This is a genomic window from Paenibacillus sp. FSL H8-0175 (assembly GCF_045040615.1).
Lineage (GTDB): Bacteria > Bacillota > Bacilli > Paenibacillales > Paenibacillaceae > Paenibacillus_AQ > Paenibacillus_AQ odorifer.
Genome location: NZ_CP150299.1, coordinates 6,805,391 through 6,819,941 on the forward strand (window position 1 = coordinate 6,805,391; position 14,551 = coordinate 6,819,941).

The window sequence follows — 14,551 nt, forward strand, 5'->3', positions numbered from 1 at the left end:
TTTAGATCAAGTATAAATCTTGTGAATGGGAACGTCAATCCCATTTTTATCCACATGTTACTTTACAAGCTACCTAATCATTCCTGAATATTTAATGTTTACATCAGCCTTCACTTGGAAATCAAGTTTAGAATAGAGCTCCTTCCACACTTTCATTTCCGTATCGTTATTAAAATGCCTTGCTCCATAATGCAGCCCCCAACCCAAGGGATCTAGGCCACTGGCTTGTATTTTGGTCAGCAATGCTAAGATATCCGCTTCCAATTCCTTTTCCCCGGCTTCCTGGATCTTCTTCAACATGTGATGTGTCACCAGATCTGGGCTACTACTCTCTTCGAGAATACCTTTTATCTTAATATGATAACGAATAGTAGCTTTCCCATGCTCTGGTGTTACGATTTTATAGTGCGAGGATGACCTCTCTGTGTAATATTGAAACATAATTCCCTCGGAATGGGCGGGTAAGTTAGTCCGCAGATTCGGGCGTGACAGCAGATTATATAGCCGGGTCTCATTTGGCGTAAGAACCATTTTGATTTTCTCATTATTCAGCAGAGCAATTTTATCAATTAAAAACTCCTTATCCCCTTTGGCCTCAATAATCGGCAGGATTGGATCAATCCCCTCCTCAAAGATATTTCTCATCAGCTGAAAGGAATACACACTAGAAATAAATGGAGACTCTGTGCCTTGTCCACTCATAGCCAGAATAAGAGAATTCGATGGGATCCGCTCCGATTCGGGTCTTACCTTCAGCACTTGAAGTGCTTCCGGACGCCCTATTGCAAAATTGACAATAAGCTGGATATCTCTACGTCGCACAGCCCAATCCATAACATGGAGAATATCTTCACGGGCAACCCCTTCCCCCAAAACAATTGATTTACAATGGGAGTAATCAAGCTCCTTTTCCACTCTGGATTTCATTCTACGAAGGGCTTCCGAAATGCTTGGAGACTCCTCAGTCAAGATTTGCATCTTCTCATCAATCTTAGTAACATCCCCCTGAGGGATGGCAAGCTTCAAACTAATCTTAAAATTCCCTGCTTCTGTACCTTGGTCAACGCCGATCGCTAACACGAAAATCCGCAAATCAATCTCCTTGAAGTCACAACCGGGAAGAAGAAGGAGCAAGGTAATTCCAATTCCAGCAAGTACTCTTCTCATAGCTTCCCCCTCTTAGCTTTGCGATAACAATAAAACAACAGAGCGATGATGAACATCTCACCAAACCAGCGAATTTGCAGAAACCAGGCACCAAACATATTAAGTTGATACTGATCCTGCCCCATTAAGGACAGAACCATCGCGCTAAACAAGCCTAGGATCCCCCACTCTTTCCAGCGCTCTGCTTTTGGGGACTGTTTTTTTGCAGATGAAAGAGCACCTTTAAAAAGCTCTAAACCTCCATGCCAATGAACGATTACACTCACCAGAGATAAACTTAAATAGGCAAAATAAAAAATAAACAGCATCCGTTCAATAATAAAGGATTCCATCCGAATACTGTCGGCCGTCGAGAACCATGTATACACATGTCTATCAATAGCAACGGTTCCGAAATAGCCGATGGGAACTAAAAAAGTCAAGAGTAATACGAAAAGACCCTCCACACCTAAAATCCAGACATGCTTCAGCTTCAGCCCATGAAATACCCGATTAAATATGGCCAGGTTTAAGTAACCGCTAAACGAAAAGGTAGCCGCCGCAAGGCTCATTAGGTCCGGCTTATGCCAGAAGTATGTAGTGACCTGCAGAACAGAATCCCAATTAAAGTCCGGATTGGTCAATGCTTTTACGAGGCCATAAATAATTAAAGGTAAGGATACGCTGAGAATGATTTCAAGCCCATACAAGAGTGATAGAGAATCGAAGCGACAGCAGATGCAGACCAAGACTAAAAAACTGATCACAACCGTATAAGGACTCGAATCCGGACTGATAAACCGCAGCGTAATATCTACAAAAGAAAGCAATGTAACTCCCCCGGCCACACACCATAAGCCAGCAAAAAGGACCAGTAAGATTCTGGATAACTTCTTAGGAAGCAAAGAGTTAAATATTTCCGGTAACCCCTTGCCGGGGAATTTAGCAATCAGTACAGTAAATATATAGACAAACAAAGTGCCCAAAATCGTTCCGATTAGTATGGACATCAAAGCGCCACCAAAACGTCTGTCTATTAGTTCCCTTGGAACAAAATTAATGATGTTGATCAGGCTGTTCATCAGAAAAAGACAGTAGAAATAACGGCTTTTGGCCATCAATGCTCTCCACCCTTCTTCTTGCCGAGATTATCGAGAAAAAACAATCTGAAATAAGGTTGTCCGAAGGTACGCTGTTTGCATAAATACATTGCGAATCCCACGACACAGACTACTACCCCAACCAATCCTAAAAAAGCTGCGGCAATTAAAAAAATATACTTCAGCACTCGTATGGACAAGCTCATCATATTCAGCGGAATTAGAAAATTAGATATCGCAACAGCAGAAACCAATATGATCATGATATTTCCTACAAGTCCTGCTGCCGTCGCTGCCTGCCCCAAGATAAGCCCCCCTACCGTCGTGGCCGTTGGACCAATTGCCTTGGGGAGCCGTAAGCTCGCCTCAGTCAGAAACTCCATCATCATGAGCATTAAAAGCACTTCCACAAAAGATGGATAAGGCACAGTCGCACGACTGCCCGCAATAAGCAAGGCAATCTGCACACGAATAATCTCTGGGTTATACGAGGTGAGTGTTACATAGAGCGCAGGCAGCCACAACGTCATGCACACACCGATAATCCGAAGCAGCTTTAGGAATCGCCCCACGATAGGAAATTGTATTTTATCATCCATGGATGTAAAGAAATCATTAAAAATAGAAGGCAGCACTATCGCATAACCGGTTGTATCCAGCACTATCGCTACTTTTCCTTCAGACAAATTAAACACCACTCTATCCGGTCTTTCGGTGATGATGGACTTAGGGAGTATTCTTAATTTGTCACTGCTTATAAACTTCTCAAGCTCTCCTGTAGCCTGCAAAATATCAACCTTTAGCGTTCCCATCTTCTCCCTTAATTCTTTTAAAACGTTATGGTCAACACGACTGTCATCGTATAAAATAGCTATCTTTGTTTTAGAGACATCGCCGATGACCATGGTCTCCATTTTGAGATTAGTGGATTGATAACGCCGCCGAATCATGTTCAAATTAATCGCTATATCCTCTGTCAGTGCATCTGACGGCCCCTGTGAAATACTTTCGGCAGACGTTTCACTAACACCGCTGCTCTCCGTACTCATAGCATCGAAGAAATATATCACATCTTTTATACCCAGAAGCACATAACCACTGAGCAAAAGGTCGATCGCCTTCTCTCTCGTAGTCGCCTCTTCAGTGCCCGGATAAGTCATAATGTAATCCTGATAAGCGCTAATACTCTCCATTTCATAAAACGGCGCAATCACGTGGCGGCTGAGTGTCTGCGCATCTGTAACACTTTTGATATAGAGCAGGTTGATTTGCCCAAAAGGGGCAACGCTTGTTTTATCGATTAAATCCGCGAACCCGTTCAGCTGATCTTTGATCCATTCCAGAGAAATATTGTCCTTATCCTGTTGAACTGACATGGAACATCATCCCTCCTATTTATCCTTTACGTCCCAGTTTCCACCTTATTTTGGCACTGTTTCTCTGAATTCATGCACAGCACGATGGAATGGGAAGTTTCTTTTCACAGGACTGTGGTAATAAATGAGATGAAGATTGTAAAGATGGAGGGATAATAGATGGACCCAAACCGTAAAATAACGCAAAGTCTTCCACAATTTCCGGAATCATTATGGAGAGATACCACGGATTTACCGGCTTTTCCAAAGCTGGCTGAAGATATTTCTACAGATGTGGCAGTGGTAGGCGGTGGAATTACAGGCATTACAACAGCCTATCTCCTCAGCAACGCAGGCTACAAAGTCACGCTCTTAGAAGCCGGAGAAATTCTGAGTGGCACTACGGGTTTTACCAGTGCAAAAATCTCAGCACAGCACGGGTTAATCTATCATCATTTGATAAAGCATTTTGGGCAGGAGCAAGCCCGGCTCTATTATCGCTCGAACAGCGAGGCTATGAATTGGATCCAGAATACGGCTGAGGAACTTGAAGTATCCTGCGGCATGAAACATGAGGCGGCTTTTCTGTACGCGGATGCTGAAGATCATAAAACGCTTAAACAACTGGAGGAAGAGTATAAAGCCTATGAACAATTGGGTCTGCCCGGAGAATGGCTAGATAACGTCTCTATCCCTCTGATGGCCAGTGGTGCCATTAAATTACCAGGACAAGCCCGCTTTCACCCGCTGCAATATCTGAAGGGGCTACTGAAGGTCATTCAGGATAAAGGTGGCGTAATCTATGAGCATACGATGATGGCGGATAAGGTGGAGAAGAACGATAAGCTTACGCTTTTTACTGAAAAGGACGAGCATCGGATCACCTGCCGCTACGCCGTTTCAGCTTCTCATTTCCCATTCTACGATGGAGGAGCACTATATTTCTCGCGGCTGCATGCTGAACGTTCCTACTGTCTGGCGATCCAGCCTGAAACGGATTTTGAGGGTGGAATGTATCTAAGTGCAAGCGAACCCACCCGTTCTCTTCGTGCAGTAGAGTGGGAAGGCAGGAATCTGGTCATTGTCGGGGGAGACAACCATAAGACAGGCCAGGGCATCTGTACGATAGGACATTATGAGAATTTGGAGCTATTCGCAGGAAATCTGCTCGGCATCAAAACAATCCCTTACCGCTGGGCAGCACAGGATTTAATCACCCTAGACAGAGTGCCCTACATCGGCAAGATTTCGGACAACGAAGAGATTTATATCGCCACAGGTTTTGGAAAATGGGGCATGACAAGCGGTACGCTGGCCGCACAGATTATCTCGGATCAGATTCAGCGCAAAGATAATCCGTATACCGAATTGTACGATCCGTCCCGCTTCAAAGCTGGCACCAGTCTAAAAAACTTCATCGTGCAAAATGCCAATGTGGCAAAAGAGCTCGTGGCGGGCAAAGTGGAAATCGTCCATAAAAAGACAACTGATTTGGAAGCTGACGAAGGAGCCGTTGTGTTCCATGATGGCAAACGTGTGGGAGCTTATAAGGATACAGAAGGTAAACTTCATCTGGTGGATAGAACCTGTACCCATATGGGCTGTGAATGCGAATGGAACAACGGGGATCGTTCTTGGGATTGCCCTTGCCATGGTTCCCGCTTCTCCTACGATGGCGAGGTTTTAGAGGGCCCAGCTTCGGTACCGCTGACGAAACTCCATGAATAATACCTTTCATGAAAAGGCAGTTCGGCTTCATGAAAATTTGCAGACCATTTTCTAAGGGGCGATTGTAATTGCCCTACAGCATTCAGGTATAATAAGACTTGAATGAAGCAGCTGCTTCAAAAAAGTTTGAAGGAGAGTGACGATAGAGATGGATTTGAGAGGAAAGAGTGTTGTAATTACTGGTGCAGGCAAAGGGATCGGAAAAGCCTTGGCTATGGCACTGGCTAAGGAAGGTGCTAATTTAGGCCTGATCTCCAGAACTTCAGGTGATCTCGAAGCGTTAAAATCAGCCTTAACGGAAGTATATGACGTTAAAGTCAGCATTGCCGTGGCCGATATCGCCGTACGCGAAGAAGCTGAACGTGCTGTTGCTTCCCTGCAAAATGAGCTTGGAGCATTTGATGCATTAATCAACAATGCCGGGATCGCAAAATTCGGCACTTTAGTAGAAATGGATCCTGCAGACTGGGAGCGCCACATCCAAGTTAATCTTTACGGTACTTATTACGTAACTCGTGCTGCACTGCCTGCGATGATTGAGAAAAATGGCGGAAATATCATCAATATTTCATCCACAGCCGGAGAACGCGGCTTCGCGACAGGCTCTGCTTATTGCGCGTCCAAGTTCGCTCTCATGGGCATGACCGAAGCCCTCGCACAAGAAGTGCGCAAACACAATATTCGCGTCGTAGCCTTGACTCCAAGCACCGTCAACACTGGCCTAGCTTCCAATGCTGGACTTAAAATCGGTGACGAAGACCGCATGATGCAACCTGAAGATGTTGCTGAATTGGCACTGACAGCTTTGAAGCTGCCGGATCGCGTCTTCCTAAAAACAGCAGGACTATGGACCACCAATCCGCAATAAAATCGCGCTGGACGCGGGGGAGCCGGGTGATCTGGGGTGATTGCACTTTGTGCAATAGAATCGCTCTAGACGAGGGTGAAGCCTTGGGTGATTGCACTTTGTGCGGGATAACGCTTCAGGATTGCTCTGCTCCGTTTTCTCATTGCACTTTGTGCAATTGAATCCCTCTAGTTGAGGGCGAAACCTTGGGTGATTGCACGTTGTGCAATCAGTTTAGTGGCTCCCCTCCTTTTTAGGCGATTTGGGCTTGATTCTATTGTACAGAATGCAACAGACTGCCTTATTCAGATAACATTCAGGCTATTCTGTTGCACATTCTGCAATGCAACTTCATTTGGGGGCTTTATTAGGGAACTGGGACTGGAATTAGGTGCTAGCTGTAATGGTGGTTTTGAGTAAAAACTTTGGAGTTGGGTTGGCACTTTGGCTTAGAGTAACATTACGGTTGAGGTGGCACTTTACTTGCAGTAGACACTTTAACGTGCAGCAGTTACTTCAACTTGCTATAGCCACTTTACTTGCAGTAGACACTTTGATTTTTCGCAGGTACCTGAGTTTGCACAATACTTAACGTTTAAATAGATAATAGTTGCACTTTGTACATCTATCCAGCGCAATTAGAGGAGAAATCATACTTTAGTTGCACTCTATACAGTTAAAAGAAGGCTATTCTCGTCGATTCACCAGATTCGCACAAATTAGTTGCAGAGAATACACTTATTCGATCGGTTCTGGTGTGACGGATAATTTAAGTGTACAAAGTGCAATTAAACACCCGCACTCTTGTGTCTTGTGGGATGGTCTTTTATTTTGTAAGTTGAAAATCACGATGTTACCTTGAGATATTGGCTAATTTTCGAGGTTCCCATGTCATATTATTTCGATTCACAATGTCCTGAAAAATATACTAACTTTCTGATCGGAGGTTTATCTATCATGCTGGTAGTAACTAATACTATTAAAGTAAAAGAAGGCCATGGCGAAGCTATTGCTCAACGTTTCGGAGGAAATAATGGTGTGCAGGATATGCCAGGGTTTGTACGTATGGAGGTTTGGCGTGGAAATGCCAAAGAAGGTGTCGAGGAATTAAAAATCTGCACCGTATGGGAGAATGAGGATGCATTCAAAGGCTGGACCTCCAGCGAGTCCTTCCGTCAGTCGCACCGTGGTGCTGGTGGTAATGACGCAATCCTGGGTGCTTCCATCGATAAATATGAACTAATGATCAGCCGCACGCCCAGTAACTAAGAATTTGGACCACCCAAACAGAGCAGTAGCTAGATTGAACCAGCAGTGTGTACGGAATGGTAGCCCGATAAGTACAGTTAACTAATTGACTATTACTGCTAGGTAACCGGTGCTACGAGCTAATTGACTATTATTGATGCAGCCACCTAATTGTCTTTTACCACTGGGCTAGCCAATGCAGCACGCTAATTGTCTTCTACCTCTTGGCTAAGACAATCAGCCGCTAATTAACACAGTTATCGCTTCTAAATGCTAATTGCTACAGTAAAAACTTAGAGTAATTATCGTCCAGTAGACTGATTGATTAGCCTAATAGATACAATTAAGTTAGTTGGTACAAGCAGCGCTATTATCCAGCGATGTCCTGTGCCCAAGCCTAAAACAAACAGGGATGTCCGGAGCCAATATGGCTCTGAGACATCCCTGTTTGTTTATAAACTCATTATTTACTTACATCTGGCTGAGGGGTCTCCACCTCTTGATGTTTACCCGGCCAGAACGACCAACGGCCAAAGAGCGTTGTAATAGCTGGTACAAGGAACGGCCGAACCACGAAGGTATCCAGCAGAACACCAAGAGCGGTGATGATACCGAACTGCACAAGCACCTGAATCGGCAAGCTTGCCAATACAGCAAATGTACCTGCCAGAATGAGGCCGGCAGAGGTAATTACCGAGCTGGTCTCATTCACACCTTCCGCGATAGCCTGCTTAAGCGGCATGGTTTTACGCTTTTTCCAGATATTCGAGATCATGAAGATGTTGTAGTCTTCTCCAAGTGCCACCAAGAAAACAAAGGAATACAGTGGGATCGCTCCCTGAATGGCATCTGCTCCCATCACATAGTGAATGATAATCCAACCTAAGCCAAGCGCTGAGAAAAAGGAGAGAATAACGGTGCCGACCAGATAGATGGTGGCCACTATTGAACGCAGATATATCAACAACAGTACGGTGATCATTCCGATCACCACGGGGATAATCAGATCGGTGTCCCGATCTCCAATCTCTTTAGTGTCATGCTGTGTCGCCGTCTGCCCGCTTACCCACACGTGATCCGCAGGGTTCGCAACGTCTACATCGATTAATGCCTGCTCTGCGGTAGCAAGAAGGGTAGGAATATGACCCATCGCTTCTAGTGAATATGGATTGCTTTTAAATTCAATATCAAAACCAACAATATCTTTGTTTACTGCCCCCTGCTGCGGATCGGAAACCGTGTCCACATAGGTGAGTCCGCCAAGAATGACCTTTAAATCCTCTCCGCTCGCTTTTCCTTGGGTATCAATAATCAGCTTCGCTGGAGCTAATTCTCCGGGAGAGAACTGTTTGCCAATAAGGTCGAAACCTTCGCGGGACTCCATATTTTTAGGAAAAGAGGATAGGATATCATACGTAAATTTGATGCCACTGGAGAATGAAGCCAAAATCCCCAGTCCGATAACGGTCACACCTACGATAGCCCAAGGCCGGGTTACTACCAAACCACCAATTCCTTTTTTACGGGAAACTTTGGGTTCCGGAATAGGTTTGCCTTTAGCCTTAGCCCGTTCTACCTCCATTTGCGGTGTGCGCGGAATGAATGGGAAGAACGAGGTCCGTCCGAAGATTGCCAGCAGTGCTGGTACGAGGGTTAGACTGGCAATTCCCATGATGAAGATAGATACGCTAAATGGAATGGCAAAACGATGATAAGCTCCATACTTAGCCAGCAATAACGCAAACAGCGCGAGCACGACGGTGAAGCCACTCATAGCAATGGCGCCTGAAGATTCGGTAATGGAGCGAAGAAGCGCACGACTCTTACTCTCTTCTACCTTCAACAACTGCCGGAACCGTGAGATCAGGAACAGGCAATAGTCCGTACCAGCTCCGAATAGCAAAACAGTCATAATCGAGACAGCCTGTGAATCCACTGTGATCCAGCCTTCTTGCGCCATTTTTCCAAGAATCGGACTAGTTACACCATAAGCGAATCCAACCGCAATAAGTGGAATAAAAGCCAAGATCGGTGAACGATAAATCACCAATAAGAACACCAGCACAAGCATAACCGTAGCAATTAACAAGGAAACGTCTGCGTTCTGAAACAGGCCTGAAGCATCTATGGAGATGCCCACTGGACCCGTAACACGTAAACTCAGGTCTTTTCCATCCACCTTAGCCGCGGAGGGGTCTCCACCCGTCTCTGTGTTTATGATCTTCTTCATTTCTGTCACAGCTTCGCCAAGCTGATCACTATCTGCTGTTTTATCAAAAAGCACCGGGGTTACCAGCGTACTAAGATCCTCAGATAACGAGGCTTGTAATGCCTGTGGCGGCAGTTGTCCTAATGGGGGAACAAAATTCTGATGGGGCAATGGTTGCTGCTCCAACTTCTTGTACACAGCAGTGATATGTACTAAATCATCTTGTGAAAGCCCACCTTCTCTATGCCATACGAGCAGCGCAGGCACTCCACTTCCACTAGGGAATTCTTGCTCTGCAATAGCTGCTGCCTGTACCGATTGTGAATCATCTGGGAGGTTAGGCGCATTATTAGCAACCTGAGAATTCACTGCAGGCCATAACAGGGTAAGTGCACCTACAAGCACTATCCATACGAGAAGAGTAATCCACTTCGTCTTTTTTCCTGCCACCCATTTTCCGTAGCCTGACATTCCCTTCATCCTCTCCTTTACCTTGCAGCCTTAAAAATGAGCCGCGGGTCATTTTTTATTCTATCATATATATGCTTTAATTTTTAATCAAACTTTTTTTATTTCTCAGAAAAATTAAAACACATCATCACATATAAAATACCCCTCTCTTCACATAAAAAATCAGCAACATGTGAAAAGAGGGGTTTATGGGTTATCTATACTTTTTTCTTCACTTCAATTTAGCCTACGTCCAAATCTCCTTCAGAGAACTGACTGTTATAGAGATCCGCATAGAATCCGCCTTGGGCCAGCAGTTCTTCGTGGTTGCCTTTCTCGATTACACTACCTTGATTCATGACAAGGATGAGATCCGCATCACGAATCGTCGAGAGACGATGGGCAATAACGAAGCTGGTTCTGTTTTGCATCAGCGCATTCATCGCTTTTTGAATCAGCAATTCAGTCCGTGTATCGACACTGCTCGTTGCTTCATCAAGAATAAGGATCGATGGATCGGCCAGAATAGCGCGAGCAATAGTAATCAACTGCTTCTGTCCTTGTGAAATATTAGAAGCTTCTTCATTTAACACCGTATTGTAGCCAAGCGGAAGTGTGCGGATAAAGTGATCGGCATGCGCAGCTTTGGCAGCCCGCACCACATCAGCTTCAGATGCACCTTCACGACCGTAAGCAATGTTGTCACGAATCGTACCGTTGAAGAGCCAGGTATCCTGAAGCACCATACCAAATTTACTGCGTAGGTCACTCCGTTTCATATCGGTAATGTTGACGCCATCAATGATAATTTCCCCATCGTTAAGCTCGTAGAAGCGCATCAACAGGTTAATCAAAGTGGTTTTACCAGCACCAGTAGGACCGACAATCGCTATAGTCTGACCTGGACTAACCTCAATATTCATGTCCTCAATCAGAATAGCATCCTCTTTATAGCCGAATTTCACATGACGGAACTCAACGGAACCTTCCGGAGCACCTTCATCAAGCTTCACCAGTGTAGTATTAACTTCCTTAACTTCCTCTTCTTCATCCAGAAGTTCAAATACACGTTCTGCGGAAGCAATGGTGGATTGAATAATGTTAGCAATATTAGCCGTTTGTGCAATCGGCTGGGTGAACTGACGTGAATATTGAATGAAGGCTTGGATATCCCCGACATCAATCATTTTTTTAGTAACAAAAATACCACCCACAACACAGATAAGCACATAACCCAAGTTACCGATAAACATCATAAGCGGCATAATCATACCTGACATAAATTGAGACCGCCAGCCAGAATCATAAAGCTTATCATTTATTTCATCAAAATCTTTAAGCGACTGCGGTTCGCGGCCGAAAGCTTTAATAATCCGGTGCCCCGTATACATTTCCTCTACATGACCATTCAACTGGCCAAGCGATTTCTGCTGTCTCACAAAATAAGTCTGCGAACGTTTAGAGATCGCCATAATCACAATAAAGCTGAGTGGCAACGTAGTAATCGTGATTAAAGTCAGCCATGGGCTGATGGTAAGCATCATCACAATAACACCAATAATAGTGACGATTGAAGTAATTAGCTGCGTTAAACTTTGCTGCAACGTGGTACTGATGTTATCCACGTCATTCGTAGCACGGCTAAGAATTTCCCCGTGTGTACGGGAGTCAAAATATTTTAAAGGTAAACGCTCCAGCTTGCTGTTGATCTGCTCACGCATGTCATAAACTACCTTCTGCGCTACACCCGCCATTACATATTGCTGAATGTAACTAAACAAAGCACTAAGCAGATACAATCCCGCGAGCAGGATCAGAATATCATTAATATATCCAAAATCAATGGAGGCACCTTCTACACCCATCAGTTTACCGTAAGCACCTTCGAACAGTTTGGTTGTAGCTTTACCCATAACTTTTGGACTGAAGATACTGAACACCGTACTGGCAATCGCCATAATTAGTACAATAATCAATTGAACCATACGTGGGCGCAAGTATTTGATTAGGCGACGAAGTGTACCTTTAAAATCTTTAGCTTTTTCTGCCGGCATCCTCATTCCAGGACCACCCGGTCCACCCGGGCCTTTATGGCCGCGGGGAGCTGCAGGTTTATGTTCTCTGTTTTGTTCACTCATGCTATTTCCTCCTCTGACAGCTGCGAGGATACGATCTCGCGGTACACATCACTGCTCTCGAGCAGTTCACGGTGAGTGCCCATTCCAGCAATTTCACCCTCATCAATTACAATAATCCGGTCCGCATCCATAACGGTGCTAACCCGTTGAGCTACGATCAATACGGTGGATTCCGTAGTTTCAGATTTGAGAGCCGCGCGAAGTTTGGCATCTGTCTTGAAATCAAGAGCTGAGAAGCTATCGTCAAACAGATAAACCTCAGGTTTTCTCACAAGCGCCCGAGCAATGGACAACCGCTGTTTCTGACCACCTGAGACGTTATTCCCGCCCTGAGCAATTTCTGAGTCAAACCCATCCTTCATCGCGGATACGAAATCGTAGGCTTGAGCCACCTTAGATGCATGAATGATTTCTTCATCCGTAGCATCCTCTTTACCGTAGCGGATGTTCTCATTAATCGTACCCGAGAACAATACTGCTTTTTGTGGGATGTAACCGATTTTGCTCCGCAGCTCTTCCTGTGTCATCTCACGCACATCCACTCCGTCTACGCGTACAGCACCTTCATTAACATCATAGAATCTTGGAATCAGGCTAAGCAGTGTAGATTTACCCGATCCGGTACCCCCGATAATTGCGGTAACTTCACCCGGACGAGCACTAAAGCTAATTTTCGAAAGTGCAGGCTGTTCTGCCCCTGGATAGGAAAAAGATACATTCTCAAACTCAACAAAACCACGCAAAGAATCGCGTCCATCTTTTTTAGTAGCTTGAGCTGTTGTATGCAGTTCACTCTCAGTAGGATCTGTAAATTCAGGCTGCATATCCAGCACCTCATTGATACGCACGGCTGAAGCTGAAGCACGCGGAATTAACACGAACATCATCGATACCATAATCAGAGAGAACATAATTTGCATTGCATATTGGATAAATGCCATCAGGGACCCAACTTGCAAGTCGCCATCACCAATTCGTATTCCACCAAAATAAAGAATAGCAATCATAGAAAAGTTCATTACAATCATCATCAGCGGCATCAGGCCGGCCATGATTTTGTTGACCTTGATAGCTGTATCCGTAAGATCACGGTTAGCTTCGGTGAAACGTCTATTCTCATGATCAATCCGGTTAAAAGAACGAATAACACGAATACCTGTCAGATGCTCACGCAGCACCAGGTTTAATTTATCAAGCTTAATCTGAATGGCTTTAAACAGTGGCAGACCCTTCATCCCAATAAAGAAGATCGCCCCTACAAGTACAGGAATAACGACTACAAAAATCAATGATAATTTAGCATCTTCAGATACTGCCATGATGATACCACCAATCATCATCATCGGTGCTCCGATCATCATGCGCAACATCATAGTAAGTACCGTTTGAACTTGTGTAATATCATTTGTTGTACGTGTAATCAAGGAAGCTGTACCCAGCTTATCGAATTCATGCAGCGTAAAATTTTCTACATGGTTAAATACTCGTGCACGGGTGAGTTTACCAAACCCGGCTGCCACTTTTGCCGATAAGTAACTGGCAATTACCGAACATAAAGCACCGCCACCTGCAACCAGGAGCATGAAACTACCTATTTTCCAAATATAAGCGCGATCTCCTTGAACAATCCCTTTGTCGACGATGTCGGACATCAGTGTAGGAAGGTATAAATCGCCCATGGACTGCAAAAATACAAGGATTAATACAGCACCAATAGCTACCCTAAAAGGCTTCAGTTGTTTAAATAATTTAATCAAGCTTCTCATCTCCGTTCATTTGTAGCCTATCCCAATCAGGTGGTGGATTATCCTCAACGTATTCATGTACCTTAAGCAATAGCTCTGTGAGCTGTTTAGTGTCTTTTTCGCCTAAGTGTTGCACAAGCTTATCAAGCATCACATCACGATAATGTTCTGCTTTTCGTGTGAGTTCTTTTCCACTTTCCGTTAATTTCACGCGTACAACTCTTCGATCTGAAGGATCCGCGCGTCTTTCCACCATCTGTTTCGCTTCAAGACTGTTAATCAGCTGCGTGATGGTAGGAGGAGTGAATCCAAGTAGTCGGCTGATTTCAGACACCTTGAGACCCTCTTCATCAGAATGATTCCATTTTTCAATGCATATCATTAAAGTCATCTCACTTGGCTTGTGGCCCTCAACGCCCTTTTGCCATTGAGCTTTGTGCAGGCGTTTCATCGCCGCAAAAAGCCCGTGTGCGACTGAATTTTCAGTATTTTCTGTATTTCCTCCGTTTATCCCAATTTCCTTCACCTCTGTTTTAGTTAGGTCAACTAATTATTAAACACTATATTATTTAGGCTACCTAATTA

The 14,551-nt window shown here is 44.6% G+C and carries 10 protein-coding genes; 3 read left to right on the top strand and 7 right to left on the bottom strand.

Annotated elements, in window-relative coordinates; genetic code table 11:
• Window positions 1–69 precede the first annotated feature (69 nt).
• The 3 genes from MHH46_RS30220 to MHH46_RS30230 are packed head-to-tail and all read right to left on the bottom strand — an operon-like array spanning window position 70 to window position 3,622.
• Window positions 70–1,167 (bottom strand): Ger(x)C family spore germination protein, encoded by a 1,098-nt coding sequence (locus tag MHH46_RS30220; protein WP_076191747.1) that lies wholly within the window; start codon window positions 1,165–1,167, stop codon window positions 70–72.
• Window positions 1,164–2,264: a GerAB/ArcD/ProY family transporter gene (locus MHH46_RS30225; protein WP_076191739.1), complete on the bottom strand. Its 1,101-nt coding sequence runs from the start codon at window positions 2,262–2,264 to the stop codon at window positions 1,164–1,166. The genes MHH46_RS30220 and MHH46_RS30225 overlap by 4 nt, the downstream gene beginning before the upstream one ends.
• Window positions 2,264–3,622: a spore germination protein gene (locus MHH46_RS30230; protein WP_076123985.1), complete on the bottom strand. Its 1,359-nt coding sequence runs from the start codon at window positions 3,620–3,622 to the stop codon at window positions 2,264–2,266. The genes MHH46_RS30225 and MHH46_RS30230 overlap by 1 nt, the downstream gene beginning before the upstream one ends.
• A gap of 159 nt (window positions 3,623–3,781) precedes the next feature.
• Here MHH46_RS30230 and MHH46_RS30235 point away from each other — a divergent pair, with 159 nt between their 5' ends.
• The 3 genes from MHH46_RS30235 (at window position 3,782) to MHH46_RS30245 (ending at window position 7,445) form a co-directional block, all read left to right on the top strand.
• Window positions 3,782–5,329, top strand: a complete 1,548-nt coding sequence (locus tag MHH46_RS30235) for an FAD-dependent oxidoreductase (protein WP_076191737.1) — start codon at window positions 3,782–3,784, stop codon at window positions 5,327–5,329.
• A gap of 148 nt (window positions 5,330–5,477) precedes the next feature.
• Window positions 5,478–6,197 (top strand): 3-ketoacyl-ACP reductase, encoded by a 720-nt coding sequence (locus tag MHH46_RS30240; protein ID WP_036681981.1) that lies wholly within the window; start codon window positions 5,478–5,480, stop codon window positions 6,195–6,197.
• 936 nt (window positions 6,198–7,133) lie between these two features.
• A complete protein-coding gene (locus MHH46_RS30245) occupies window positions 7,134–7,445 on the top strand; it encodes an antibiotic biosynthesis monooxygenase (RefSeq protein WP_076179209.1) in 312 nt (103 codons plus the stop codon).
• A 442-nt stretch (window positions 7,446–7,887) separates the two neighbouring features.
• Here MHH46_RS30245 and MHH46_RS30250 read toward each other — a convergent pair whose 3' ends face one another.
• The 4 genes from MHH46_RS30250 to MHH46_RS30265 all read right to left on the bottom strand — a co-directional run bounded on the left by MHH46_RS30250 (window position 7,888) and on the right by MHH46_RS30265 (window position 14,492).
• On the bottom strand, window positions 7,888–10,113 hold the full coding sequence (locus MHH46_RS30250) for an MMPL family transporter (RefSeq protein WP_076182011.1): 2,226 nt from the start codon (window positions 10,111–10,113) through the stop codon (window positions 7,888–7,890).
• 212 nt (window positions 10,114–10,325) lie between these two features.
• The gene (locus MHH46_RS30255; protein WP_076123991.1) at window positions 10,326–12,221 is read right to left on the bottom strand and encodes an ABC transporter ATP-binding protein; all 1,896 of its coding nucleotides are present in this window, start codon (window positions 12,219–12,221) and stop codon (window positions 10,326–10,328) included.
• Window positions 12,218–13,978, bottom strand: a complete 1,761-nt coding sequence (locus MHH46_RS30260; RefSeq protein WP_076123992.1) for an ABC transporter ATP-binding protein — start codon at window positions 13,976–13,978, stop codon at window positions 12,218–12,220. The genes MHH46_RS30255 and MHH46_RS30260 overlap by 4 nt, the downstream gene beginning before the upstream one ends.
• Window positions 13,971–14,492: a MarR family winged helix-turn-helix transcriptional regulator gene (locus MHH46_RS30265; protein WP_081383179.1), complete on the bottom strand. Its 522-nt coding sequence runs from the start codon at window positions 14,490–14,492 to the stop codon at window positions 13,971–13,973. The genes MHH46_RS30260 and MHH46_RS30265 overlap by 8 nt, the downstream gene beginning before the upstream one ends.
• Window positions 14,493–14,551 lie beyond the last annotated feature (59 nt).

Bases quoted from the DNA above. Each gene is read 5' to 3' on its own strand.
- MHH46_RS30240 (WP_036681981.1), top strand. From the start codon at position 5,478: ATGGATTTGAGAGGAAAGAGTGTTGTAATTACTGGTGCAGGCAAAGGG.
- MHH46_RS30235 (WP_076191737.1), top strand. From the start codon at position 3,782: ATGGACCCAAACCGTAAAATAACGCAAAGTCTTCCACAATTTCCGGAA.
- MHH46_RS30245 (WP_076179209.1), top strand. From the start codon at position 7,134: ATGCTGGTAGTAACTAATACTATTAAAGTAAAAGAAGGCCATGGCGAA.
- MHH46_RS30250 (WP_076182011.1), bottom strand. From the start codon at position 10,113: ATGAAGGGAATGTCAGGCTACGGAAAATGGGTGGCAGGAAAAAAGACG.
- MHH46_RS30255 (WP_076123991.1), bottom strand. From the start codon at position 12,221: ATGAGTGAACAAAACAGAGAACATAAACCTGCAGCTCCCCGCGGCCAT.
- MHH46_RS30225 (WP_076191739.1), bottom strand. From the start codon at position 2,264: ATGGCCAAAAGCCGTTATTTCTACTGTCTTTTTCTGATGAACAGCCTG.
- MHH46_RS30220 (WP_076191747.1), bottom strand. From the start codon at position 1,167: ATGAGAAGAGTACTTGCTGGAATTGGAATTACCTTGCTCCTTCTTCTT.
- MHH46_RS30230 (WP_076123985.1), bottom strand. From the start codon at position 3,622: ATGTCAGTTCAACAGGATAAGGACAATATTTCTCTGGAATGGATCAAA.